At 68.4% G+C, this 24,701-nt stretch carries 24 protein-coding genes, 2 tRNA genes, 1 other RNA gene and 3 pseudogenes; 15 read left to right on the top strand and 15 right to left on the bottom strand.

Features of this window, described 5'->3' with window-relative positions:
- Positions 1–727: 727 nt before the first annotated feature.
- From FB471_RS34225 to FB471_RS23950, 4 genes are all read left to right on the top strand, one after another.
- Complete coding sequence (locus FB471_RS34225) at positions 728–1,024, top strand: hypothetical protein (RefSeq protein ID WP_170220909.1); 297 nt, start codon at positions 728–730, stop codon at positions 1,022–1,024.
- Complete coding sequence (locus FB471_RS23960; protein ID WP_170220908.1) at positions 1,017–1,952, top strand: DNA methyltransferase; 936 nt, start codon at positions 1,017–1,019, stop codon at positions 1,950–1,952. The genes FB471_RS34225 and FB471_RS23960 overlap by 8 nt, the downstream gene beginning before the upstream one ends.
- Entirely contained in the window at positions 1,949–2,743 is a 795-nt protein-coding gene (locus tag FB471_RS23955; RefSeq protein ID WP_142000618.1) for a recombinase family protein, read from the top strand. The genes FB471_RS23960 and FB471_RS23955 overlap by 4 nt, the downstream gene beginning before the upstream one ends.
- A 123-nt stretch (positions 2,744–2,866) precedes the next feature.
- Positions 2,867–3,121: a hypothetical protein gene (locus tag FB471_RS23950; RefSeq protein WP_142000617.1), complete on the top strand. Its 255-nt coding sequence runs from the start codon at positions 2,867–2,869 to the stop codon at positions 3,119–3,121.
- Between the two features lie 32 nt (positions 3,122–3,153).
- On the opposite strand, the gene FB471_RS23945 is transcribed toward FB471_RS23950, so the two are convergent.
- Positions 3,154–3,939 carry a tyrosine-protein phosphatase gene (locus FB471_RS23945; RefSeq protein ID WP_142000616.1) on the bottom strand — a complete coding sequence of 262 codons (786 nt, stop codon included), beginning with the start codon at positions 3,937–3,939 and terminating at the stop codon, positions 3,154–3,156.
- Between the two features lie 1,362 nt (positions 3,940–5,301).
- Complete coding sequence (locus tag FB471_RS23935) at positions 5,302–5,739, bottom strand: hypothetical protein (RefSeq protein WP_142000615.1); 438 nt, start codon at positions 5,737–5,739, stop codon at positions 5,302–5,304.
- A 237-nt stretch (positions 5,740–5,976) separates the two neighbouring features.
- Between FB471_RS23935 and FB471_RS35975 the strand changes: the two are divergent.
- Positions 5,977–6,120, top strand: a pseudogene (locus FB471_RS35975) (deazapurine DNA modification protein DpdA family protein); the annotation flags it as partial.
- A gap of 161 nt (positions 6,121–6,281) precedes the next feature.
- Here the strand turns inward: FB471_RS35975 and FB471_RS23930 are convergent.
- Positions 6,282–6,560 (bottom strand): helix-turn-helix domain-containing protein, encoded by a 279-nt coding sequence (locus FB471_RS23930; RefSeq protein ID WP_142000614.1) that lies wholly within the window; start codon positions 6,558–6,560, stop codon positions 6,282–6,284.
- A gap of 635 nt (positions 6,561–7,195) precedes the next feature.
- On the opposite strand from FB471_RS23930, the gene FB471_RS23925 reads away from it, so the two are divergent.
- The 3 genes and pseudogenes from FB471_RS23925 to FB471_RS35285 form a co-directional block, all read left to right on the top strand.
- Positions 7,196–7,516 carry a hypothetical protein gene (locus FB471_RS23925; protein ID WP_142000613.1) on the top strand — a complete coding sequence of 107 codons (321 nt, stop codon included), beginning with the start codon at positions 7,196–7,198 and terminating at the stop codon, positions 7,514–7,516.
- Positions 7,517–7,815: 299 nt separating this feature from the next.
- Positions 7,816–7,953: a hypothetical protein gene (locus FB471_RS34220; RefSeq protein ID WP_170220907.1), complete on the top strand. Its 138-nt coding sequence runs from the start codon at positions 7,816–7,818 to the stop codon at positions 7,951–7,953.
- Positions 7,954–8,027: 74 nt separating this feature from the next.
- Positions 8,028–9,113, top strand: a pseudogene (locus tag FB471_RS35285) (recombinase family protein); the annotation flags it as partial.
- Between the two features lie 177 nt (positions 9,114–9,290).
- Here FB471_RS35285 and FB471_RS35280 read toward each other — a convergent pair.
- Complete coding sequence (locus FB471_RS35280; RefSeq protein ID WP_142000612.1) at positions 9,291–9,524, bottom strand: hypothetical protein; 234 nt, start codon at positions 9,522–9,524, stop codon at positions 9,291–9,293.
- A gap of 262 nt (positions 9,525–9,786) precedes the next feature.
- Positions 9,787–10,158: a transfer-messenger RNA gene (ssrA, locus tag FB471_RS23910) on the bottom strand.
- Positions 10,159–10,320: 162 nt separating this feature from the next.
- Here ssrA and FB471_RS23905 point away from each other — a divergent pair.
- The 3 genes from FB471_RS23905 to FB471_RS23895 are packed head-to-tail and all read left to right on the top strand — an operon-like array spanning position 10,321 to position 12,855.
- The gene (locus FB471_RS23905) at positions 10,321–11,016 is read left to right on the top strand and encodes a sensor domain-containing protein (RefSeq protein ID WP_142000611.1); all 696 of its coding nucleotides are present in this window, start codon (positions 10,321–10,323) and stop codon (positions 11,014–11,016) included.
- A 35-nt stretch (positions 11,017–11,051) separates the two neighbouring features.
- On the top strand, positions 11,052–12,182 hold the full coding sequence (locus tag FB471_RS23900) for a sensor histidine kinase (RefSeq protein WP_142000610.1): 1,131 nt from the start codon (positions 11,052–11,054) through the stop codon (positions 12,180–12,182).
- A 28-nt stretch (positions 12,183–12,210) separates the two neighbouring features.
- The gene (locus FB471_RS23895; RefSeq protein ID WP_142000609.1) at positions 12,211–12,855 is read left to right on the top strand and encodes a response regulator transcription factor; all 645 of its coding nucleotides are present in this window, start codon (positions 12,211–12,213) and stop codon (positions 12,853–12,855) included.
- A gap of 8 nt (positions 12,856–12,863) precedes the next feature.
- On the opposite strand, the gene FB471_RS23890 is transcribed toward FB471_RS23895, so the two are convergent.
- Positions 12,864–13,235 carry a cupin domain-containing protein gene (locus FB471_RS23890; protein ID WP_142000608.1) on the bottom strand — a complete coding sequence of 124 codons (372 nt, stop codon included), beginning with the start codon at positions 13,233–13,235 and terminating at the stop codon, positions 12,864–12,866.
- A gap of 97 nt (positions 13,236–13,332) precedes the next feature.
- Here FB471_RS23890 and FB471_RS23885 point away from each other — a divergent pair, with 97 nt between their 5' ends.
- The 3 genes from FB471_RS23885 (at position 13,333) to FB471_RS23875 (ending at position 15,668) form a co-directional block, all read left to right on the top strand.
- Positions 13,333–13,788, top strand: a complete 456-nt coding sequence (locus FB471_RS23885; protein ID WP_246076545.1) for a MarR family winged helix-turn-helix transcriptional regulator — start codon at positions 13,333–13,335, stop codon at positions 13,786–13,788.
- 136 nt (positions 13,789–13,924) lie between these two features.
- The gene (locus FB471_RS23880; protein WP_142000606.1) at positions 13,925–14,143 is read left to right on the top strand and encodes a hypothetical protein; all 219 of its coding nucleotides are present in this window, start codon (positions 13,925–13,927) and stop codon (positions 14,141–14,143) included.
- 94 nt (positions 14,144–14,237) lie between these two features.
- Entirely contained in the window at positions 14,238–15,668 is a 1,431-nt protein-coding gene (locus FB471_RS23875) for an acyltransferase family protein (RefSeq protein WP_170220906.1), read from the top strand.
- Here the strand turns inward: FB471_RS23875 and FB471_RS35275 are convergent.
- From FB471_RS35275 to FB471_RS23830, 9 genes and pseudogenes are all read right to left on the bottom strand, one after another.
- Positions 15,558–16,289 (bottom strand): annotated as a pseudogene (locus FB471_RS35275) (amidohydrolase family protein); the annotation flags it as partial. The gene FB471_RS23875 and the pseudogene FB471_RS35275 sit on opposite strands and share 111 nt — an antisense overlap.
- 95 nt (positions 16,290–16,384) lie before the next feature.
- A complete protein-coding gene (gene smpB / locus FB471_RS23865; protein WP_142000604.1) occupies positions 16,385–16,867 on the bottom strand; it encodes an SsrA-binding protein SmpB in 483 nt (160 codons plus the stop codon).
- 40 nt (positions 16,868–16,907) lie between these two features.
- Complete coding sequence (ftsX, locus tag FB471_RS23860; protein ID WP_142000603.1) at positions 16,908–17,807, bottom strand: permease-like cell division protein FtsX; 900 nt, start codon at positions 17,805–17,807, stop codon at positions 16,908–16,910.
- Between the two features lie 98 nt (positions 17,808–17,905).
- Positions 17,906–18,595: a cell division ATP-binding protein FtsE gene (gene ftsE, locus FB471_RS23855; RefSeq protein WP_142000602.1), complete on the bottom strand. Its 690-nt coding sequence runs from the start codon at positions 18,593–18,595 to the stop codon at positions 17,906–17,908.
- A gap of 73 nt (positions 18,596–18,668) precedes the next feature.
- Positions 18,669–19,778, bottom strand: coding sequence for a peptide chain release factor 2 (prfB, locus tag FB471_RS23850; protein WP_142000601.1), 1,110 nt, complete (start codon positions 19,776–19,778; stop codon positions 18,669–18,671).
- 73 nt (positions 19,779–19,851) lie between these two features.
- Positions 19,852–20,352 (bottom strand): PadR family transcriptional regulator, encoded by a 501-nt coding sequence (locus FB471_RS23845; RefSeq protein WP_142000600.1) that lies wholly within the window; start codon positions 20,350–20,352, stop codon positions 19,852–19,854.
- 208 nt (positions 20,353–20,560) lie between these two features.
- A tRNA-Met gene (locus FB471_RS23840) sits at positions 20,561–20,637 on the bottom strand.
- Between the two features lie 213 nt (positions 20,638–20,850).
- Positions 20,851–20,927, bottom strand: a tRNA-Met gene (locus FB471_RS23835).
- Positions 20,928–20,995: 68 nt separating this feature from the next.
- Positions 20,996–23,971: a UPF0182 family protein gene (locus FB471_RS23830; protein WP_142000599.1), complete on the bottom strand. Its 2,976-nt coding sequence runs from the start codon at positions 23,969–23,971 to the stop codon at positions 20,996–20,998.
- Positions 23,972–24,126: 155 nt separating this feature from the next.
- On the opposite strand from FB471_RS23830, the gene FB471_RS23825 reads away from it, so the two are divergent.
- Positions 24,127–24,699 carry a PPA1309 family protein gene (locus FB471_RS23825; protein WP_142000598.1) on the top strand — a complete coding sequence of 191 codons (573 nt, stop codon included), beginning with the start codon at positions 24,127–24,129 and terminating at the stop codon, positions 24,697–24,699.
- The last annotated feature ends 2 nt before the right edge of the window (positions 24,700–24,701 follow it).

The following is a 24,701-nucleotide window of genomic DNA, read 5'->3' as shown; positions in this document are numbered from 1 at the left end:
GCACGGCACCCATCCGTCGGAGGAGACCCGCAATGACCCCGCCACACGGCCACGGCTCCCCAGGAGACCGCTCCCAGGAGCACGGCCCGACCGACCCCCCGACCGTTCCGATCCCGCTCCCGCAGAGGCGGCGAACACCGCGTCTGCGCACCCTGCGCCTCACGCTGCGCCACCCGCGTCCCGCCCGGCCGAGCACCGTCTGGCCGTGCGCTCAAGACGACCTTCGCGAAGGCACCGGGCTGCTCGTCAACTGGCTGCTGACCGCCGTCATCAAGATCGTCACGACCTACACCCAGCCTGGCCAGCGAGTGCTCTTGCTCGACCCCGCGCACTACCTCGCCCCGCCCGCGTCGTGGTCACCAACTGGGAGCCGGACCCAGTCCCGGCCCGGCCCGTACGCCGGACTACACGAAGCGGGCTGGACCGTGGTCCGACTCGGCCGCAGCGTCCAAACCCAGACCGCCGTCGCGCACCCGGACGCGGTCGACGAACGCCTCGGCGACGCGTTGGCCGGGTCCGAGTCCGGACCCGACTGCGCACCGACAGTCCGACCACCGACCAGCCCGCCGGGCCGTCGACACACCACCGTCCCGGACCGGACTCGACCACGACCGGCGTCGGTCCGGACCGCTACGACCTCATCGTCACCGCGAGCGAACCGCGCACCCTCGACTGGTTCCGGCCAGCCGACTGGGCCGGTCTACTGACCCCGACCGGCACCCTCGCCATGATCACTCATGGTGACCGTTCCCGTGATCGGCTCACCGACCCCGCCGACTCGCTCGTGCGCGCCGCGCACCGCGCCGGGCTGCGCTACCTCGATCGCATCGCCCTGCTGCGCATCCCCGTCCGTGATGGCGCGCTCGCGGTCGCGAGCCCGGCGACGCACCCCCGACCGCAGGCTCCAGCGCGACCGGCCGCGACGCCCGCTCGGCACACCCAGGTGCATGACGACCTCTTGGTGTTCAGCCGCCAACCGGCCCCAACCGAGGTCGCCGACGGGGAGGAGACCTCCCATGAATGACCGTCCCACGGCACGCTGGCCGCTCCCCCTGCCGCCGGGGGAGGAGCCGCCGATGCCGCCGCTGTCGGTCTGGCCGACCGGACAGCGCGACCCGCTCGCGCAACTGCGCGATGCCGGCTGTGTGCCCGGCACCGAGACCGACACCGAGCGGATCCCGCCCGCGGTCGCCGCCCACGCGATCGCCACCTACACCCGTCCCGGCGACCTCGTTCTCGACCCGGATTGCGGCGCGGGCACCGTGCTGACCACAGCACTACGCGCCGGGCGTCACGCGCTCGGACTGACCGCCCGCACCCGGTGGTGGACGCTCGCTCGCGCGAACGTCACCGCCGCCAAGACCGCGGGCGCCTGGCGCGACGGCTCGGTCCTCGACGCCCGGCCGAAGGTACTCGCGACCGTTCGGGCCGCCGGGTTGATCGGGCGAGTCGGACTCGTCCTGACCACCCTGCGCACCGAGCGGGACCGCGTGAGCGGTCCGGACCGCGACCCGGTCGAGTCCGCCCTCGCCGACCTCGCCACGACGCTGCTCTACTGCGAGCCGCTGCTGCGTTCCGGTGGATACGTCGCCGTCGTCGCGCGACCTCTCCGGCACCCGGACGGCTCACTGGTCGACCTGACCACACCGCTCATCGCCACCGGGACCTCTGCCGGGCTGGCGCCGGTCGAGCGGTGCATCGCGCTGACCGCCGGACTGCGCGGCAGCCGACCGGTCACCCGCGCATCACTTGCCGAGCGCCGCGCCGCCCGCGCACGCGCCGCCGGGACGCCGACCGCGCTCACCGCGCACCGCGAGGTGCTCGTGTTCCAGCTCGCCCACGACGCCACACTCGCCGCCGCCGCAGCAGCCGACATTCCGTGGCCGATGGACGAAGCCACCCGGTTCATCGTCCACGGCGTCGAGCGACCCCGCGGGAGGCGAGCGGCATGACCACGCGCCTGTACTGCCGCGAGTGCGGCTGGCACCCCGTGTTCCGGCGCAAGCGCACCGCGCTGCGCGCCGCCGCCCGCCACCACTGCACCGGCACACCGGTGGCCGAAACGCGACCACCGTGGTGCTCGCGGTTGTGGACAACCCTGTGGGCAGGCCGGTCGGGTACCTCCGCCGTCGACCACGAAGTCGATGCGGACGACCAGACCGGTGACGGCGACCTGGTCGATGCCCGCGGCAACCGCATCCAGTGGGCCGTGCTCGCCGCGCACCACGCCGACACCACCCGCCGCGCCCGAGCGGCGATGGTCGAGATCGTCCGCGCCGGCTACCAGGTCGGGCCGCCGCCCTACGGCTACCGCGCCCTGCGCATCCGGGTCACCGACCCCAGCGGACACAGCAGGCTGCGGGCGGTCCTTGTCCCGGACTGGCAGACCGGCGCGGTCGTCAAGCAGATTTTCATCTGGCGTGCCGACCACGGCCTGACGTTCGCTGTCATCGCTGCACGACTCAACAGCGACCTGCGCCAGTACCCGGCCCCCAGGCCGAACGGGCGGTGGAGCGCCAAGGCCGTCCGGCGGATCGTCGCCAACGTCAAGTACACCGGGCGCCAGGTCTGGGCCCGCACCATCGCCGGCCGCCCAGTGCCCACTGAGCGGTGGGTCACCTCGGCACCGAAGGTGCACGAGCCACTGGTTGACGAACGCACCTTCCACCGCGCCCAGCCCGGCGCTGCTGAACGTCCGTCCGGCGTGGCGGACTCGGCCGACTCTCCGCCGAGCGCGGCATGACCTCCCGTCAGTGGACCCTCACCTCCGCGGTCCTGTTCGCCGGGTACGCGGCGACGATCAGCCGGAGCGAACTGGGCAACTACCCTCTGGTCAGCGGTCGCGGTCGCGGGCCTGCACATTCACGTGGGCGCACTCTTCGCTGGGCTCACGTTCACCGTCCGGGACCTCCTGCAGGACGCTGTCGGCGCCCGGACGACGCTGCTCGCGATCGCCCTCGGCGCGGCGTTGTCCGGGCTGGTCGCGGAGCCGCGCATCGCCCTGGCCAGCGCGGCGGCGTTCGCCGTCTCCGAACTGGTGGACCTCGCCGTCTACATCCCACTGCGCGACCGGAGTCGTCTCGCCGCCGTAGGCCTGCCGCTGCCGATCCGTTCGCGGTAGTGCTCGGGTCACGAAATGTTCGTTCGCGAGCTTCAGTGAATGTGGAGACTCGAGAGCCTGCTGCGAACGCTGTGGAGTTCGCTGCTGGTAACACCGGCGCTGAGCAAGTACTGCTCGACATCGAAGCCGTCGAGGGTCGCCATGACGGCCTCCTCGGCCGTGGTGCCCCGGTCCGCGAGGATGGCCTGGATGACCGGTTGTTGGTCGGCGGTTCCCATCGCGGCATACAGCGCCTTGAGGGCTTCGGCGGACAGCGCGTAGTCTCCGGCGATCGCCTGTGGCTCGACGTCGGCCAGGGCGAGCAACAGAAGCGCGATCAGCCCGGTGCGGTCTCGGCCGCCGCCGCAGTGGAACAAGACACCGCCGGGATCGGTGTGGGCAATCTTCTTGATGACGGCAGCGCAACGCTCGGCCTTCCGCCGGAGGAAGACGGGATAGTAAAGCGGCGTGCCGTTGAGTCGCTCACGGTTGACGTGCTGCCAGAACTCGATGTCGTCGATATCGTCGAGCGGAACTTCGAACCGGCCGACGGCGGTCGGTGCGGCCGGACCTTCTGGGGAGGCAGCGAACTGCGCCGAACCCGCCTGTGCCGTCAACGGAGTGTCAGTAGGCCGGATCTCGTCCGCGTTGCGGAGGTCGATAACCGTGCGGACGCCGGACTCGCGCGCTTGGGCCCAACCTGTCTCCGTGACGAAACGAAGATCCGCTGCCCTGAAGAAGGCTCCATAGCTGGTCATGCCGCCGGACGTGGTGGGCAATCCACCGAGGTCCCTGGTGTTGAAGAAGCCTTCCCAGGTCACCGCTCTGCTCGTGCTCATCGTTCGGGCGAGCCATCCTCTCTGGCGTTGCCGGTCACGTCGGGTCTGCATGCATCGACGCTCGACACGCAGGTTGGTTCGTCGTTGCCCGCGAGTCGTTGTTCCGTCAGCAGCCCACGACCGCGTTTCTGGCCGTGTTCGGCCGCTACGCCCACCGACTGGAGACCGAGATCTTGCCCCGTTTCGACCAGCAGGCGGTCACCGCCGCGGCCCACACCCTCGACACCGAGGCCGGCACCACAGCTGGCGGCGGGTTACCGAGCTGCTGCCGCTGCGTCCCGAAGAGCTGGCGTGGCCCACCAGCACCGTGTCCCCCGCGCTGACCACTCGACGTCGGTCTCGGTGTTCTCCGGCGCCGACGTTTGCGAGTTGGCTGGGCTCACCCTGCTTTCCGGATCCGTTCGTCCCGTGTTCGATCAGGACGTCTGGGTGCTGGCCGCCGACCGCCGCATCGAGAACTTGCTCCGCGCGCAGGCCACCAGCCTGCACGTCGGCCCGGCCAACTACTGCTGGTTCCGTGACCCGTCCAAAGCGCTCTGCCTGCGACTTGGCCGGGACCGCCCAGGCGACACGGCCGCTGATCGGGCTCTGCGACTCCGCCCGCTGTCCCGAAGGCCACCCACCACGCCTGCCACCAGCAGATCTGGGCCGAGCAAGCCACCACCTTCCAGGCGTTCCTCGGCAACCCGAGAGTCCCCGCCGCCGAGAAACCCCGGTGGGGACGCGATCACGACCGGGTCCAGCGGGTGCTCGACGCCATCGACCACGACACCAGCGAGACCACGTCGGAGAGCACCTCATGCCACTGACCAGCCGAACAGCGCCACCGCAACGAGGCCAGCATTCGCGCAGCCATGGACCGCTTGCTCGGCGGCAACCTGCCGTCCCGCGGTGGCTGCGACCTCAAGACTCTCGCCAGCGAGGCCGGGGTCCCCAGAACCGGCTTCTACTCGCGCACCGACCCCCAAGGCAACCAGCGCCCAGGGCATTACCAGCACCTGGCCGAAGAGATCCAGCGTCGGCTCGCTGCGCTCCGCGAGGCGGGCACCATCCCAGATCCACGCGAACTCCGATCACCAGCCTGAAAACCGAGAACGCCACGCTCCGCGAGCGCATCCACGCGCGTGACGAGCAGATCACCGAACTCACCGAGTTCAAGGAAGGCGCACTGCCCCCACTCGCCGCACCGCACCAGGAGATCCTCCGGCTGCGGCGGATCTCCACTCCGCCGGACAACGTTCGCAACCTCCCTACCGCCAGGAAGTCGGGGAGCAGTGCGCCATGCGACTGAACATCCACCCACAACGACCAGCAGTCGCACTCGATCCTCGGCAAGGGAACCAAGCTGGGCCGCCTCAATCCTCAGTCGATCGAATCAGTGGCATACCGGTATCGGAAAACCACAGCTTCCCGCATGCCTTCCCAGCTCATGGCGACGTCCCGATGCAGGAGTTGCCCGAGTTCCCGCATGAATCCCTGGAGCGTCACGACGTGCTCGTCCTCGGTCAACTGCCGTGGGTCCAAATCGATCTCCAGTTCATCGTCCAAGAACCAGGCATTGAGCTGACCTGGAAGATCGCCCTGGGCGAGAAGACGATCATCAGGATTCGCAGCAGCGTAGTCAGCGGCCATCTGGCCAGCACGCTCGAATCCGGCGCATGGAGTCCACACCTCCGGATGGGCCTTGAAGTGCGCAAAGACCCTGCGCCAGGCATCGGTCGTCATGTCCGAGACCACGATGTCGATCAGTGCTCCGCCGGTGTCGAACGACTCAGCCCAGCCAGGCTTGCTCAGCGCCATGCCGCCAGCCTCCCAGATCGATACGTCACGCGATCCACCATCCGACGCGCGAACCCGTCGTGTTCAGTGGTGGAAGTGCGCTGGCATCGGCGGGCCCTCCAAACGGAGCATCGTCTAGCCTCAACTGGGAACACGGCGCAGAGGGCCTCCACCTTCCGCAATTGCGACACACCCGCAGCGGGACGTGCCCACTGCCGCGACAACCGACAACAGCACGAAGCCGTCGTGGAACGCATCATGGGCGTCTTCGCCTCGCGTAACCTGTCGCTCCACGGCTGTGGCATCAAGCTCAGTGGCCTCAGTCAGTACGCGGAAGCGCTATCTAGTTCGGACTCGATGTCATGGAGCCGACGTGGCCGCTACGTGCCCCGATGCGGTCCCAGCCACCGGACCGAGTCGAACTGCCTGCGCTTCGCGTTGAGCTGGTATCGCCAGGTTTCTGGCCACGCTGGGTTCGGCAGGACTGTCCGCAGACGGCGTGCGCCCAGAGCCGTTGGCGAGCTTCGCATGAAGACCAACGTCGCGCCGTTCGCGCTGCGGGCTCACCGCTCGCCGCCCGACTCACTGTCGTCCAATTCCACCAGCGAGACATCGCGTGGCGTGTCGATTCCGAACAGCTCGTTGGGCGTGCACCGAAGGGTCGTGCACAGCGCCTGCAAGGTCGCCACCTTCACCTGGACCGGCTGCCTTTTGATCAGGACGTCAACCGACTGGAGGGACAGTTCGAACCCGGCGCGCTGGATGAGGAGGTCGCGCAGCTGGGTCGCGGTCCAGACGTCGCGGGAGGCCATAACCTTCCGCAGCCGCCACTCGATCCGCACCCGCTGCCGTCCCGTTGTTCGTCGCTCCGAGGCGCGTCGCGCCGTCGCCAACCGACGCTCAGTGTCCCCGATGGCGACGGAAGCGACCTGCCGCACATCCGGCGTGTTCAATAGAAGCGCACCTGCAAACAGGCAATACTTTAGGTACACAACCTTCACCTGACTGAATCAGGTGTTACCTTATCTAGATGATGGACCCATACACGGCACATCAGAGGGGAGGTGCTTCGACGCCCATCACGTTCATCGCCATGCCGACGCGCCGCCGTTCGCGGTCTGCGCCGGTAGTGATCTTCTGGACTCGCGTCGACCGCCCACCTCGCGCTGACGAGGTGATCCAGCACGAGTTCGGCAGGGCACACGGTCCGGCCGAACGGCAAGAGTCCAGCGCGGCCACGAGCGCCGGCCCCGTACGTGTGTACTCGGGGAGCAGAGGCCCGTTGGTCGTGACAGCTTCGGCATTCAACGCACGTCATGGTGCGTGCCAGCGTCGCCACGAAACCCGCTTCGCGCGGACCGGCGACCGCAGGTGGCGACGGCTGGGAGTGCCCGCTGTGTCGACGGTTCCTGTCGCCGACCAGCAGACCCGTGAACCTCCCCGACCCGCGGGCTTCACGGGCACGAAGGGGGCGCTCATGTGCGCTCAACCTCACGACCCCGAGCAGGCCAACGACAACCGCGCCGATGTCCCTGCCCCGGTCGAGCAGAACCAGCAAGAAAGTCCCGGCAGCGCACCGAGCAGACAGCCCCGACGGCGCGGCAGCGCGGGCAGGACGGGGCGCAACCTGGTGGTGCGCGGCGTTCGTCGAGATCCGCCCGACATCCGCAAGCTCGCGCGGGTGGTCGCAAGCCTCGCGGCAGCCATGTCGGAGCCCGAATCCGACGGACAACCGCTGCCCGCCGAGCAGGACACCGCAGGCACCAGCCCCCGCCGTCATCGCAGCGATGCGGCATAGCCCAGTCGCCACAGATCTAGTCAACTCGTCAAGGATTCATACGGAAGGTTCAGCACCATGTCGCTTGCCACATCTGACTCCCGCAGTAGCCGGACGACGGACCACCATGCCCGATCGCCCGTACGGGTCGCCCACTACCAGTGGTGGCCCTCAATCCAGAGAGATCGCCTGCTCCAGTCCTGCGTCAAGGAGCACGCTGACTGGCAAGTCACCAGGCAGTTGGCCGACTGCGGTTCCGGCAGCACGCTGAACCGGCCGAGCCTGCCAGCCACCGACCCACCTTGGACTCGTCAACGCCGATGGGCAAGCTCCTGCTGAACATGGCGGCAGTGTTCGCACGCCTCGACGACGGAGTGATGCGTGAGGACCGCCGCAGCAACCATCGTCGTCACAAGCAGCAACCCGTCCCCGAGTCACCGCTCGGCGATCAGCCGTGACGTCAGCGCCCTATCTCCAGGCCCAACTGCACCCACCGCACCGTCCCATCCAGACCGACCCACAACGAGGTGTCATGACCAGCGCCTATGCCGACTCCAACGACGAACTGCAACAGGACGTCACCATCCCGGTCCAGCGACCGGCGGATGACCTGGAACCCGGCACCCGCGCGGTGATCTACCTGCGCGTGTCCTCGTCCGGACAGGTCAAGACCGACTACAACGCCGAGGGCATCTCCATCCCAGCACAACGGGAGGCATGCCTGCGCAAAGCGCGCGACCTGGGTGTCACGGTCATCGATGAGTACGTCGAGCCCGGACGCTCCGCCCTGGAAATGACCAAGCGCGAGGCGTTCCAGCGCATGCTCGCACGAGTCCGCAGTCACGAAGACGTCGACGTGATCATCGTCTACCAACTCTCGCGCATGGCACGCAACCGCTACGACGACGCGATCGTCATGGCGGACCTGCGTAAGGGCGGTGTCACCCTGGTCTCAGCTACCGAGGCCATCGACGACACCCCGGTCGGCCAGCTGATGCACGGCATCCTGGCCACCTTCAACGAGTACCAATCCCGCCAGTCCGGTGCCGACATCGCCTACAAGATGGGCCAGAAAGCCCGCAACGGCGGCACCCTCGGCCGAGCACCACTCGGCTACCTCAACCACATCGACCACTCCGACGGCCGTGTCATCCGCACCATCATCGTCGACCCCCAGCGGGCGCCACTGGTCAAGCTCGCCTTCCAGCTCTACGCCACCGGCGACTATTCCCTGGACGAGCTAGCCGACGAACTGTACGACCGCGGTCTCCGCACCCGCCCCACCACCAGGCACCCGGCGAAGAAGGTCTCGATCAACAAACTCTCGCAGATGCTGCGCGACCGCTACTACCTCGGCTACGTCGACTACCAGGGCGAACAGATCCGCGGCCGGCACCAGCCACTGATCGACGAGGAACTCTTCGACCAGGTCCAGGACGTCCTCGACTCCAGAGCCACAGCACAGGAACGCCGCCGCGTCCACCACCACTACCTCAAGGGCTCGGTGTACTGCGGCTACTGCCGACGCGCCGGAAGGACACAGCGCCTGGCGATCCAGCGCACCGTCAACCGGCACGGCCACGAGTACCTGTACTTCTTCTGCCGCAACAAACGCAACGACCTCTGCCCCAGCCCCCACATCCACGTCTACCAGGTCGAAGAGGCCATCGAGCGCCACTACGCCAGCATCCGGTTCCACCCCGAGTTCATCGCCGACGTCGGCGCGCACATCGACACCGTCATCAACGAACAGGAGGCCGCCGCACGCCTGCTGCACAAGCAGACCACCAGCCAACTACGCGAACTCGACACCAAGGAGGACAACGTGATCGACCTCGCCGCCGACGGCACCCTGCCGCAAACCAAGGTCAAAGCCAAGCTCCGCGACATCGAACGCGAACGACGACACCTCACCCAGCGACTCGACACCGCCAGCGCCGACCTCACAGACAGCGCGCGGCTCATCCAGGCCGCCCTCACGCTCCTGGAAGCCCCCGACAAGCTCTACCGACGCTGCAACGACCAGCAACGACGCCTACTCAACCAAGCGATCTTCCACGGCCTCTACATCGAGGACGACCAGGTCACCGACCACGACCTCCACGACCCCTTCGGGCCACTCCACGCCCTGCAACGCCAGCACGTCCCGGCGCCCACCAGCGCGACGACCACCCGGTCACCGCGTGGACGCAGCAAAAGAGCCACCCGCCCAGCGAGTGGCTCTTCAACCTCCGGTGTCGCCCTCCTACTCAAGGGCATTCACACGGGCCAGGGTTCTAATAACAACCCCAAGGTGGAGGTGCCGGGAATCGAACCCGGGTCCTCTGTCGCCTCGACAGGGCTTCTCCGTGCGCAGTTCGCTGTGCCTCTACTCGGCCCCACCGGTCACGCGAACAAGCCGGTGTGACGGGCCCAGCCACTGTTGGTGTCCCAACCGGTTCCCGTGGCCGGAACCGGCGGTGAGCCTCCTAGCTGATGCCGGCAAACCGGGTCGGAGGCTTACCCGGGCCGACAGACTCGCACTCGCTCAGGCGGCGAGGGCGAAGTCGCGCTGACTGTTCGTCTTGGCGCTTATTTTAGTGCGATGACGCTTTCGGTGGTCTCTCGCCTGCACCGGCACGCTTCCCCTGACTCAACGTCCAGAGTCGAAACCGTTCACCCCCTTGTCGTGGTCAACCACACCAGGATAACGCGTGCGGCAAGCCGATAGTTCCTGGCCGGGGGTAGGGCTGGCCCCACCCCCGGGATGCCCGCGCGCACCATGGTGACCACCCCGTTGACCAGGTCATTCTGGTTCCCGTGAGCCAGAATGGAAGGACCCGGTCATGACTACGGCAAACGTCGCGCACGGCGGCACCCACCAGCGGCCCCCCTTCGGGGGCTCGCTGGCCTACCTGCTGATGAACATGCCGCTGGGCATCGGTTGCTTCGTCACACTGGTCACCCTGTCCTCCGTCGGCCTCGGGACCGCGATCATCTGGGTCGGTATCCCGGTACTGGCGCTGGGTGTGTTGCTGTGCCGGGGCGGGGCGCGGGTCGAGCGCGCGCGGGTGTACGCCCTGCTGGACACCTACATCCCGATCCCCTACCGCCCGCTGCCGGAGGGTGGCCAGAAACTCAGGTGGCGCGCCCGGCTACGGGACGAGGCCACCTGGCGGGACCTGGGCTACCTCATCCTGCTGTTCCCGCTGGGGTTGATCGAGTTCGTGCTGGTCGTGACGATCTGGTCGGTCAGCCTCGGGTTCGCCGGGCTGCCGATCTACTACCGGTTCCTGCCCGAGGGTGCCTACTACTTCCCCTCCTTCGACCTGCGCTGGATCACCGTGGACTCCACACTGTCCGCGCTGCCATGGGCCGCGCTCGGCGTGCTGTTCATCGCCATGTCGATCACCATCACCCGGTCGGTGGCGCGCACGCACGCCTCGTTCGCGAACGTCCTGCTCGGGCCGAGCCCGCGGCGGGCGGCGGAGCTCGATTCGGTTTTTCCCCAGGCCCGCCCGCTCAGCACGATGGCAGGATGATGGCCGGTACGAATCGGCTGAGCGGAGACGGGACCATGGACGCGGAGCAGGAGGTGCCGGACCGGCCGTTGCCGGGTGTGGTCCGGACGGTCACCTTCATGGTCCTCAGCTTCCCGCTGCGCATCCTCCAGTTCGTCCTGATCGTCGTTGGCGCGGCCGTGGGCATCGGCACCGTGGTGATCTGGATCGGCATCCCGATCCTGCTGGGTACCACCGCGCTGGTGCGCTGGTTCGGCGACGTGGAACGCCGCTGGGCCCGTGCCATGCTCGGCGCGCCCGCGGCGGACGTCGAGAAGCTGCGGGTCGAGGGTAGCTGGCTGGAGCGCTGGCGATTCCGGCTCGCCGACTCGGTCACCTGGCGGGACCTCGGCTACCTGATGCTGGTGTTCCCGCTCGGCGTGCTGGAGTTCGCGCTGGGGCTGGCGTCGGTGATCCTGGTGCCGTTCGCGATCTGGGTCGCCCCCTGGCTGGGCTGGCTGCACGCGCAGCTCGCCGAGGCGCTGCTCGGCCCGCCACGCACGCAACGGCTGGCGGCACGGGCGCAGCGGCTGCAGGCATCGCGGGCCCGCGGGGTGGACGCGGCCGAGGCCGAGCGCAGGCGGATCGAGCGGGACCTGCACGACGGCGCGCAGCAGCGGCTGGTGTCGGTGGCGATGAGCCTCGGCAGGGCGAAGTCGAAGCTGGAGCATGACCCGGACGCGCTGCGCGAGCTGATCGACGAGGCACATTCCGACGCCAAGCTCGCCGTCTCCGAGCTGCGCGACCTCGCACGCGGCATCTACCCCGCGGTACTCGGCGACCGTGGCCTGGACGCGGCGCTGTCCGCTCAGGCGGCCAAGTCGCCGATACCGGTCGAGGTGACCGTGGACGTGGAGCCGCGCCCACCGGCGGCGGTGGAGACCACGGCGTACTTCATCGTCGGCGAGACACTGACGAACATCGCCAAGCACGCCGGCGCGAACGAGGCGGTGGTCAAGGTGTGGCGCACCGAGGGGACGGTGATCGTGGAAGTGACCGACAACGGCCACGGGGGCGCGGAGATGCGACCGGAGGGAGGCCTCGCGGGCCTCGCCGACCGTGCTGCCACGATTGACGGCGTTATCACCGTTGTCAGCCCACCCGGGGGCCCCACCGTGATTCGTGCGGACCTGCCGTGTTCCTGGTGAGCTGCCTGCCCCCACTGGAGAGCCTCACATGCGTGTCGTCCTTGCCGAAGACGCCGTCCTGTTGCGCGCGGGTGTGCAACGCCTCCTCGCCGATGAACAGATCGAGACGGTCGCCGCCGTGGACAACGGGGACGACCTGATCGAGGCCGTGCAGCAGCACCGGCCCGAGCTGGCCATCGTGGACGTGCGGATGCCACCCACGTTCACCGATGAGGGCCTGCGCGCCGCGTTGCGGGCGCGGGAGGTGCTGCCGGGGCTGCCGGTACTCGTGCTCTCCCAGTACGTCGAGGAGAGCTACGCGGTGGAGCTGCTGTCCGCGGGTGCGGGTGGTGTGGGATACCTGCTGAAGGAGCGAGTCGCCGATGTCACGGACTTCCTGGACGCGGTGCGCCGCGTCGCGGGCGGCGGCACCGCCATCGATCCCGACGTGATCGCGCAGCTCATGGCACGCGGAAGGAAGAACCCGCTGGACGCGCTCACCGGGCGGGAGACCGAGGTGCTCCGGCTGATGGCGCAGGGACTGTCCAACACGGCTATCGCGAACACCCTGGTGGTGTCGCACGGCGCGGTGGAGAAGCACATCGGCAACATCTTCGCCAAGCTCAACCTCGAGTCGAGCCTCGAGGAACACCGGCGGGTGCGGGCGGTACTCACCTACCTGAACCGATCCTGAACCGGCTGTCACCGGGCCCACGGCGGGTCGATGGTGCGGCCGTGCACGGTGCCGCGCATGCCGCTGGAGGTGCACACGGTCAGGCGGGCAGACCGCTCGCCCGGGTTGTGCAGGCACAGGGGCGTCTCCGGCGGCACGATCAGCGCGTCCCCCGGGGCGAGCTCGTGCACGGCGGCGCCGACCTCGGCGACCAGCCCGCCCTCGTGCAGGACGAACACCTCCTCGCGGTCCACCGTGTGCCGCTCGCTGCGCGCCCCCGGGATGGCCTCCAGCGCCCACACCGCCAGCTCGGCCGAGCCGCGGCTGGGCACGGCCTGCGAGCGGAAGACGAACCCCGCGTTGTCGAACCTCGGCGCTTCGGCCCACCGTGCCAGCGTCATCTATCCTCCAGTCAGTCAAGCAGCTTGACGAGTAACAAGGTAAAGCTACTTGCCCATGTAGTCAACCTACTTTACTAGTCTGACCCGGGGAGGTGTGATGGCTGGTGAGCTGCCGATCCAGCTCGCGGTCACGTTCCGCGCGGTGATGGATCGAGTGCACACGCGACTGGCCGCCGAGGGATTCGCGGATGTTCGCCCGGCGCACGGCTTCGTCTTCCAATTTCTGTCCTTTCACGACGGTGCGACCGCGGTGGAGCTGGCCGAGCACCTCGGCGTCACCAAGCAGGCCGCGGTGCAGCTTGTCGACGAACTGGTGCGCAACGGCTACGTCACCCGTGGACCACATCCCACCGACCGGCGCAGCAGGCTGGTCAGCCTGTCCGCCCGCGGCTGGGCATGCATCGAGCGGGTCCTCGAGCTCTGGCAGGACATCGAGCGGCGGTGGGAGCGGCGAATCGGCGTGCGGCGGCTGGCCCAGCTCCGGGCCGACCTCGCGGCGCTCACCGAGGACACCGCGGGCGGGCACGCGGTGCCGCTGCGTCCACTGTGGTGACTGGATCGTCGCTGGGCAGGCGACCGCCGTTCGGACCAACCTCACCGGCGACGGGATCACCCGTCTGAGGGCCGACGCGTGCGGTCGGGCTCACCTACCATGGGCCGACGCCGCGACACAGGGTGAGGAGAGGCCGATGACGGAGGCGATCGTCCGCTTCTTCGGCGGACCGCTGGACGGCCGGGTGCAGGAGCTCGGAGACACCGAGCCGGTGTCCGGCAGCGTGATGCGGCACGTCCACCTGCATGACGGCCCGAAGATCGAGACGCACTACCAACTCGGCTACACCGCGGAGTCCGGCTGGGAGTACCGCCTGTGCGGGCTGCCCGCGCCGGGGGAGGTCCCGGAGCAGTAGGGAAAACCCCACCGCGGCCGGTGAGCGAACCCGAGGCCGAAGACGCCTGCCCGCCGGGCTGTCCGAGCGACCCGTTCCGACCAGGCTTTCCGGTATGCGTTCCAGCCAGAAGAGTCCCGTTCGGCGGGACTCCTTTCTCGACGTCGTCCGGGCCGTGGCGATCGTGGCGGTGGTCGGCCAGCACTGGATCATGCCGGTGCTCGGCTACCAGGATGCCCACCTCGCCACCGGCAACGCCCTCGCCACCCCTGGCTGGTGGGTGGTGACCTGGCTTTCGCAGGTGATGCCCCTGGTCTTCTTCGCGGGTGGCGCGGCGAACCTGCTGTCCCTGCGCAGGGCGCCCACGGCGCGCGACTGGCTGGGCGGCCGGGTACAGCGCCTGCTGCTGCCGGTGTTGCCGCTGATGGCCGTCTGGCTGGCCGTACCGCCGCTGCTACGCGGGTTCGGGGTACCGGAGCAGCCGGTCGAGGTGGCCGGCACGATCGCGGCGCAACTGCTCTGGTTCCTCGCCGTCTACCTGCCTACCGTGCTGCTCACCCCGCTGTTGGCCGAGGCGCACCGCCGGTGGGGCCTTGCCGTGCCGGTCGTGCTCACCGGGGCCGCGGTACTGGTCGATATCGCCCGGTTCAGTGACATCCCCCTGGTCGGCTACGCCAACGCGCTGTTCGTCTGGCTCGCGGTGCACCAGCTCGGCTTCCACTACGCCGAGGGGCGGCTCGGCAGGCTCGGTCGCGGGGCGGCGGTCGGGGTGGCCGCGGCCGGCTTCGGCAGCACCGCGCTGCTGGTCGCCTTCGGTCCGTACCCGGCGAGCATGATCGGCATGCCGGGGGCGCCGGTGTCGAACATGAGCCCGCCGACCGCGCTGCTGGTCAGCCTGGCGGTCGGCCAGGTCGGCCTGCTGCTGGCGGTGCGCCCGGCGCTGAACCGGCTGGCGACCACGCCGGTCGCGGGCGCGGCGCTGCGCTGGCTGGGGCCGCGGTTCATGAGCATCTACCTGTGGCACATGCCCGCGCTGGTGTGCGTCGCCGGGGTCGCCGTGCTCGGGCTCGGCTACGCCACCCCGGAGCCGGGCACGCTGCGCTGGCTGGCGATGATCCCGCTCTGGGTCGCCGCGGCCGCCGCCGTGCTGGGCCGGCTGCTGCGCCTGTTCGGGCGGTTCGAATCCATGCCACTGTCCTCCTCCGCCCGACCCGCACCGGTCTGGCGGTCGGCCTGCGCGGGGCTGCTGGGTGCGACCGGCCTACTCGGGCTGGCCGCCGGCGGGTTCAGCACCCCGGAGGGCGGCACCCTTGCGGACAGCCCCGTCCCCTGGGTAGCCCTGGTCCTCGCCGCCTTCCTGCTGGCCCGCCGGGTCGAGGCCGAGCAGACGGGCGGGCGTGTCGTGCAGCACGGCACGGAGGAACGGCCGGCCGAGCCGGTCGTCGGCCGCCCAGCCGGCGATCGCTCGCAACTGCCCGGCGTAGGGGTACGGGATGTTCGGGAAGTCGGTGCCCAGCACCACCCGGTCGGCGATCCGCGCCAGTGAGCCGGTCCAGTCGGCAGGCAGCGGCCACCTGCCCGCGCTGAAGGGCACGCCGACCATGGTGGTGTCCAGGTACACGTTCGGGTACCTGGACACCAGGTCCACGGCCTCCGCGTAGTCGGGCATGCCGGCATGCGCGAGCACGGTCACCAGCCGCGGGTGGCGGGCGAGGACCTGCTCGAACACGTCCAGGCCGGTGTACGCGCCACGCAGCGGGCCGTGCCCGGCATGCACCACCACCGGCACCCCGGCCTCGGCCAGCAGGCCCCAGGCGGGGTCCAGCAGCTCCTCCCGTGGGTCGTAGCCGCCGACCTGCACGTGGGCCTTCACGCAGCGGGCACCGGCCCGCAGGGCCGCGTCCAGGTAGCCCGACACGCCGGGCTCGGGGTAGAGGGTCGCGGTGGCGACGGCCTCCGGATTCCGCGCGGCGAACTCGGCGACCCACCCGTTGAGCCACTCGGCCATCCCCGGCTTGTGCGGGTAGACCAGCGGGGCGAACCGGATCGGCCCGAGCGAGCGCAGCACGGCGAGCCGGTCCGCCTCGGGCAACCGGTAGTGCACCGGCCACCGCATGCCGTAGTGCTCCCCTGCGCGGTCGAAATACGCCCAGACCTTGCGCAGCACCTGCTCGGGCAGGAAGTGCACGTGGATGTCCACCAGGCCGTCCAGACCGAGCGAGCGGACCCAGGGCGCGACATCCGCGTCGGACTCGGGATCGGTCAACGGCGGTACTTGCCCTTGACCGCGCGGCCCATCGCCTTGGCCATCTCCCGCTCGGCGTCCCGCTTGGCGATGGCCTGCCGCTTGTCGTGCGCCTTACGACCCCGCGCCAGCGCCAGCTCCACCTTGGCCTTGCCGTCCTTGAAGTACATCGACAGCGGGACCAGGGAGAGCCCGCTCTCCTTGGTCTTGCCGATCAGCTTCTCGATCTCGCCGTGGTGCAGCAGCAGCTTGCGCTTGCGGCGCGCCTCGTGGTTGGTCCAGGTGCCGTACTCGTACTCCTGAATGTGCACCCCACGTAGCCAGACCTCACCGTCGTCCACGGTCGCGAACGCGTCGGCCAGCGAGGCCCTGCCGGCACGCAGGCTCTTCACCTCGGTGCCCACGAGTACGAGGCCGGCTTCGTAGGTGTCCAGGATCGAGTAGTCGTGCCGCGCCCTGCGGTTCGACACGATCACCTTGCGGCCTTGTTCCTTGGGCATATGACGACTCTACGTGTTCGTTGCCGGGCTATGCAGGTCCTTAATGTCTGACGTACAGGCGCAGCGTGACATACCCGGTGATCGCCGAGATCAGTATCGACACCCCGAGCAACACCGGTGCGACCGGGAACAGCACGTCGAAAATCTGGATCTGCGGAATCGTTCCCCCGGTGGCACCGAAGATCCGGTCGAGGAAGAGGAACTTCCCGCCGACCAGCAGCCCGACCGCGAGCACGGCGCCGATCACCCCGGCCACCACGGCCTCCAGCAGGAAGGGTAGCTGCGTATACCACCTGGTCGCACCGACCAGCCGCATGATGCCGACCTCGGTCCGTCTGGTGAACGCGGACAGTTGGATCGTGTTCGCGATCAGCAACAACGCCGCGGCCGCCAGCACGAGGGCGATCACCAGGGTCAGGTCCCTGCCGCCGTTGAGCAGGTCGAAGAACCGTTCCAGGAACTTGTTCTGGTCACTGACCTTGTCCACCCCGGCCATGCCGCTGAACTCCTGGACGATGAGCTCGCTTCGTTCCGGGTCGAACAGCTTGACCTGCAACGACGCCGGTAACGACTCCGGGCGGGCCAGCTCGACCAGCTCCGGCTGCCCCTCGAAGATCCGCTTGAACCGCTCGAAGGCGTCCTGCCGGTTCTCGAACACCACCGACTCGACGGCCCCGTTGTCCTCAAGCTGCTGGCGCAAGGTCGAGCATGGCTCCTGCGCGCAGGCGGGGTCGTTCGCGCTGATGTCCTCGGTGAGGAACACCGTCACCTCGACGTCGTCGAGGTAGTTCACCTTCATCTTGTCGATGGTGCGGACGATCAGCAGGCCACCGCCCAGCATGGCTAGCGAGACCGCGGTGGTGAGGATCATCGCGATGGTCATCGTCAGGTTCCGGCGGAGACCGGTGATGACCTCGCTGAACACGAAGCTGGCGCGCATCGGGGGGCGTATCCCTTGGGGTCGGGGCTTGTCGGGGCGGGCCTGGTCGGGTGGGACTTGTCAGGTGGGAAAGGTGTGGCGAGGGTACGTCGTCGGTGTCAGCGACCCACGCCGTACACGCCGCGTTTGTCGTCCCGGATCACCTTGCCGAGCTGCAGTTCGACGACCCTGCGGCGCATCGAGTCGACGATCGAGTGGTCGTGGGTGGCCATCACGACCGTGGTGCCGGTGCGGTTGATCCGCTCGAGCAGCAGCATGATGTCCTGGCTGGTGTCCGGGTCGAGGTTCCCGGTCGGCTCGTCGGCCAGCAGGACCAGCGGCCGGTTGACGAACGCACGCGCGATCGCCACTCGCTGCTGCTCACCACCGGAGAGCTCGTGCGGCATCCGGTCGGCCTTGCCGTCCAGCCCGACCAGCTCGAGCACCTCGGGCACGACCTTGGTGATGGTGTGCTTCGGCTTGCCGATCACCTCGAGCGCGAACGCGACGTTCTCGGACACCGTCTTGTTGGTCAGCAGCCGGAAGTCCTGAAAGACACACCCGATGGTCTGGCGCAGTCGGGGGATCCTGCGCCGCGCCATCTTGGCCACGTCGAAGTTGGACACGTACACCCGGCCCTTGCTCGGCACCTCCTCGCGCAGCAGCAGCCTGAGGAAGGTCGACTTGCCGGACCCGGAGGGACCGATCAGGAAGACGAACTCACCCTTGTCCATATCGACGGAGACGCCGTCCAGCGCCGGACGGGTCGAGGTCTTGTAGACCTTGGAAACACTGTCGAGCCGGATCACGATGCGCCATCCTACTCATGGCCACCGTTAAGCCCTGGTTGCGTCCATGCGTGGCTCGCCGGTGAGCGCCCCGCTACGCTGCGTTGTCGCCGCGCTGCTTCCGCCAGCGGATCCCCGCGTCCAGGAAACCGTCGATCTCACCCTCCAGCACCGCGGAGGGGTTGCCCACCTCGAACTCGGTGCGCACGTCCTTGACCATCTGGTAAGGGTGCAGCACGTAGGAGCGCATCTGGTTACCCCAGCTGGACCCGCCGTCGCGCAGTGCGTCCAGCTCGGCACGCTCCTCTTCCTTCTTCCGCTGCAGCAGCTTGGCCTGCAGCACCTTCATGGCGGCGACCTTGTTCTGCAACTGGGACTTCTCGTTCTGGCAGGACACCACGACCCCGGTGGGGACGTGGGTCAGCCGTACCGCGGAGTCGGTCGTGTTCACGCTCTGCCCACCGGGGCCTGACGAGCGGTACACATCGACGCGGATGTCCTTCTCCGGGATGTCGATGTGGTCGGTCTCCTCCACCTCGGGCATCACCTCGACGTGCGCGAACGACGTCTGCCGCCGGCCCTGGTTGTCGAACGGCGAGATCCGCACCAGCCGGTGCGTCCCCTGCTCGACCGACAGCGTGCCGTAGACGTACGGCGCGACGACCCGGAAGGTGGCCGACCTGATGCCGGCCTCCTCGGCGTAGGAGATGTCGTACACATCGGTCGGGTAGCCGTGCCGCTCGGCCCAGCGCAGGTACATCCGCAGCAGCATCTCGGCCCAGTCGGCCGCGTCCACGCCCCCGGCCTCGGACCGGATCGTCACCACGGCGTTGCGCGCGTCGTACTCCCCGGACAGCAGCGTGCGCACCTCGAGCGCGTCGATGTCCCTGGTCAGCTCGGCCAGCTCGGTGTCGGCCTCCGCGAGACTCCCGGCGTCGCTCTCGGCCTTGGCCAGTTCGTGCAGCACACCGAGGTCGTCGACACGCTGGCGCAGCTCGGTCACCTTGCGCAGCTCGGCCTGGCGGTACGAGAGCTGGCTGGTCACCTTCTGTGCTGACTCGGGGTTGTCCCAGAGGCTCGGGTCCGCAGCCTGCTGCTCCAGGTCGGCGACCTGCGCGCGCAGCGCCTCCAGATCCATCACCGACTCGACCTGGGCCAGCTTGGCAGCGAGGTCCTTCAGGTCTGTTTCGAACTCAGCACTCACACCAGACAAGGTTACGGCAATCGCCCGGGCGGCCTACGGCACACCGGCCGCGGGCCGCCCGGGAGGGGTCACATCAGTTCGCGGCAACGGTGTCCAGCAGCTTCAGTGCGGCCTTGGCGTGGGCCTGGCCGAACTCGGCGATCGCCTTGGCGTAGGGATCCGGCGCGGCCTTGGCCGCTGCCTTGGCGTCGTCCAGCTCCTGGTTGTAGGTCTCCCGCGCGGAGTCCAACAGGTTGGCGCGCTGCTTGGCGGTCAGCGAGCCGGAGTGGACGAGGCGCAGGATCAGCGGGCTACGAAGATGGTCCGGCCCCGACTCCGAGGTCAGCCATGACTTGAAGGCCCGTTTACCGGCGGCTGTGATGACGTATTGCTGGCTCGAGCGCGGCCCTTGCTTACCAAGGCGGACGAGGCCTTCCTTGGCCAGAGCTGGAAGCTCCCGGTAGACCTGGCTCCTGGTGACGCTGAAGAACGTGCCAAAGCGTTCCTCGGCTTCGGCGACGAGCTGCCCACCGGTGGCGGGGCCGTCGTGGAGCAGGCCAAGCAGAGCAGCGGCGGTTGCATTCAAATCGGACACCCCCTTACCGTGCCACGTCTTCGTCCATCTGTCCACAGTGGTCACCATATCCGTCCACTGTGGATCACGCCAGATGGCCTAAACCAATCGGCGTTCCGGGGCAATCCGGCCACTTCGTATCCCCCAACTGGCAGAGTCGATGCGGCCGAAACGCGGGGGCCAGAAACATGAAAAGCCCGCGCACAATGCATGTGCACGGGCTTTTCGGTGGTAGCGGGGACAGGATTTGAACCTGCGACCTCTGGGTTATGAGCCCAGCGAGCTACCGAACTGCTCCACCCCGCGTCGTTGTCCTTCTGAAAGAAGTCTACCGTGCCCGGTTTCGACACCCTTCAGCACCCCCCCCCCTCCCATGGATTGGATCCACAGTAGAGCAGGCTCCAGCAGGTGACTTTGTCGACATTGCTCAACTGTCGACACCGTTCGGTGCGGCACCCGGCAACCCCGGCCACGAAAACGGCCCGACCCACGTTTCCGCGGATCGGGCCGTTTCGCTGCTGGTAGCGGGGACAGGATTTGAACCTGCGACCTCTGGGTTATGAGCCCAGCGAGCTACCGAACTGCTCCACCCCGCGTCGGTAACCCCCACTCTACGCCTCCGGGATACCGGGCCGCAAAGTGGGGGTCACGTCGGGCTACTCCATCAGCCGCCCGGCTGGTTGCCGGCGTTCCTGGCCTGCTCGGCCTTGGTCATCGCGTCGTCCAGCTCGGCGAGGGCCTCACCCTGCTGGGCGTAGTCGCCGTTGCGCTGCGCCTCCTTGTACTTCTGCCATGCCGCCAGCGCATCGGCCTGCGCCTGGTCCAGCTCGGCGTTGCCGGTGTCGCCGTTGGCCGGCGGGGTGCCCTGCTGGTCGGTCGGTGGCGGGTCGGTCGGGCTGGGCGTCTGGTTCTCGTCCTCGTTCCCGTCGTCCTGCACGGGCCCGGCGGCGACATCGCCTGCGCCCTCACCGAACACCTGGTCCAGGGATGCGCGCAGCGTGGTGTCGAAGCCGACTCGCCCGTCGTAGTACACCAGCACGCGAGCCAGCTGCGGGTAGCTGTTCTGGTTCTTCTGCTGGATGTAGATGGGTTCCACGAACAGGAACCCGCCTGCCACCGGCAGGGTCAGCTGGTTGCCGTAGATGACGTTGATGCTGGGGTTGTTCAACAGCGTCCGTTCCTGAGCGACTCGCGGGTCACTCTGGAACCGGTTCTGCACCTGCACCGGCCCTTCGACCTGGCTACTGGCGTCCCCGCCGGTCGGTAGTCGGAGCACGGTGATCTCACCGTAGGTCTCCGGATCCGAGGACACCGACATCCACGCCGCGAGATACTGCCTGCGCAGTGGCGTCAGCGAGCTGGTGATCTGGAAGGTCGCCCTGTCCTGCCCCGGCGCCTGCGCGAGCAGGTAGTACGCCGGCTGGTTCGCGCCCTCTCCCGCGGCACTCGGGTCGAAGCCCTCCTGCGTCGGGTCGGCGGGGACGTCCCAGAAGGTCTCCGTGCTGAAGAACTCCCGCGGGTTCTGCACGTGGTACCTGGTCAGCAGGTCCCGCTGGATCTTGAACATGTCCTCCGGGTACCGGAAGTGCTTGCGCAGCTCCGGCGAGATCTCCGAGGACGGCTTGACCACATCGGGGAAGACGTTTTTCCAGGCCTTGAGCACCGGCTCGTCGTCGTCCGTGGCGTACAGGTTCACGGTGCCGTCGAAGGCGTCGACCGTGGCCTTCACCGAGTTGCGGATGTAGTTGATCGAGGTGGCCTGCTGCTGCGCGACCCCGGACAGCGAGTCCTGCGTGGCATCGTCCAGCTCGGTCTGCTGGGAATACGGGTAGTTGTTGAGCGTGGTGTACCCGTCGACGATCCACTTGATCTGGCCGTCGATCACCGCGGGATAGGGGTCACCGTCCACGGTCAGCCAGGGCGCGATGTCCCGGACCCGGTCCCGCGGGTCCCGCTTGTACATGATCTGCGCGCCGTCGCTGATCGCGTCGGAGAACAGGATGTTGCGCTCGCCCTCGTAGGCGGCGAAGACCAGCCGGTTGAACAGGTTGTCGATCGGCACGCCGCCGTCACCCGTGTACAGGTAGCCACTCTCGTTGGCGGTGTCGTACTCACCGGGAGCCTGGCCCTCGGTGCCGCCCACGATCGCGTAGTCGGTGGACAGTTCGCCGTAGTAGATCCGCGGCTCGTCCACCTTGATGCCGTGCGCCCCGGAGGGGTTGGCGGTGTCGCTGGTCCCGGCGAGCGGGTAACCACCCTCGCTGTCGGCGTCCTCCAGCGCACGGTCGATCTTGTTCGCCGGGGCGGCGACGAAGCCGTTGCCGTGGGTGTAGCGCAGGTGCCGGTTGAGCCAGCTGCGCTGGTTCTCCGCCAGCCCGCTGGTCTTGATCTCCTTGGCGGCGACGATGTAGTCCTGCAGCTTGCCGTCCTGGCCCTCGTACCGGTCGATGTCCAGCTTCTCGGAGAAGCCGTAGAAGTTCTCCCTGCCGACCCGCTGGGTGAAGGTCGGTTCCAGCACGCCCGGGTCGAGCAGCCGGATGTTCGAGATCGTGCCGGTCTCGGAGCGCACCTCCTCGGGCGTGGCCTCGGACTGGCCCGAGTACTGCTGGTAGTTCACCTCGTTGAGGTCGTAGGCGTGCCTGGTCGCCTCCATGTTGCGCTCGATGGACGGGGCTTCCTTCTCCAGCGCGTTCGGCTTGACCGAGAACTGCTCGAGCACCGCGGGCCAGGCCCAGCCGACCAGGATCCCGGACAGGATCAGCAACACCAGCGCGATCGCGGGCAACTGGATGTTGCGCAGGAAGGCGCCGACGAAGAAGGCGATCGCGACGAAAAGACAGATGCAGAGCAGGATCCATTTGGCGGGCAGCACGGCGTTCAGGTCGGTGTAGGTGGCGCCGATGAACGCGGGCTGGTCACTGCGGTCGGACAACATCAGGTTGTACCGGTCGAGGAAGTACTCGGCGCCCTTGAGCAGGACGAAGATCCCGAGGATCACCGAGAGCTGCACCCGCGCCGAACCGGCGATCTGCCCGCCCTTGCCGGCCAGCCGGATGCCGCCGAACAGGTAATGCGCACCCAGCGCACCGAGGAAGGCGACCACCACCGCGACGAAGAGCCAGCCGAGCATCCAGTTCCAGAACGGCAGGCTGAACGCGTAGAAGCCGACATCGAGCCCGTATTCGGGATCGGCCTGGCCGAAGCTCGTGCCGTTCAGGAACAGCTGCACCCGCTTCCAGTCGGCCTGCCCACTCGCCCCCGCGATCAGGCCGGCCAGCACCGGGATCCCGATGCCGAACAACCGGATCCGACCCGTCACGGTGGTGCGGTACCGGGCCAGCGGATCGTCGGCCCCGGAGACCGGCACGAACACCGGCCTGTTCCGGTAGGCGATCGCGAGGCTCACCGCCAGCAGACCGCCGACGAGTAACCCGACCGCGAAGAACAGCACGATCCTGGTGATGACGACTGTTGTGAACACTCCGCGGGCGCCGACCTCGCCGAACCACAGCCATTCGACATAGGTGTCCAGCAGTCGCGCACCGAGCAGTAGGCCCAGTACGACAATGCCGGCGATGATCAGCAGCACCTTGCTGCGCCGGGACAGCTTGGGCAGGTTCACAGGGGGCCGAGTGGCCACTGCACACGCTCCTGTTGTCGCGATCTTGTTTCCGGGGCGCAGGCAGGGCGAGCGTCCCCTTGACTTTCTAACTCTACGGATAGCCGTCCGGGTTCCCGAAACCACCCAAACCGGGCGCTTACCGCGTCCACCGGCACCCCTGCGACCATGGCGCCATGGCGGAGAGCGAGCACAGCGAGAACACCGCGACGAACCCGAGTGTGGCCGTCGTCGCCCGCGAAGTCGAGGAGTTCGTGGCGGCCGCGGGCTGGGATCAGTCGCCCCAGTTGTTCGCGCTCGTCCCCACCGATGCCCTGCTGCGGCAGCAGCCTGACCTGGCGGACCAGCTGGATGCCGGGTCTCCGCTCACCCCGGTCGCCCAGGAAGCGTTACCGGATGGTGATCTCGCGGACGCACTCGCCCGGATCGCCTGGCCGGACACGGTGGATGGGTGCGCGCTCGCGCAGGAGATCATCGTGCTGCCGCCGGACGCCGAGCCGGATCTGGTCGAGGCCGAGTTGGACGAGGACGCGCAGCGCCTGCGGCAGGCCGCGGCCGACCACCCGCGCCGCACCGAGGCCCGCCTGGTCGCCGCCGTGCTGCGGGACGGGACCCGCGCCTGCGTGCTGCGTTTGCGCGGGATCACCACCCAGGGCGGCGAGGACGACACGCCGGTGGACGAGATCATCGAGCATCCGGAGCTGGCTCCGAACCTGCTGGCGGCCCTTGAGGCCACGCTGGCGCCGTGACG

It is taken from the genome of Amycolatopsis cihanbeyliensis (assembly GCF_006715045.1).
GTDB classification, from domain to species: Bacteria; Actinomycetota; Actinomycetes; order Mycobacteriales; family Pseudonocardiaceae; genus Amycolatopsis; species Amycolatopsis cihanbeyliensis.
The sequence above is the reverse complement of the archived record's forward strand: the minus strand, read 5'-3'. Positions and strand labels throughout refer to the sequence as shown.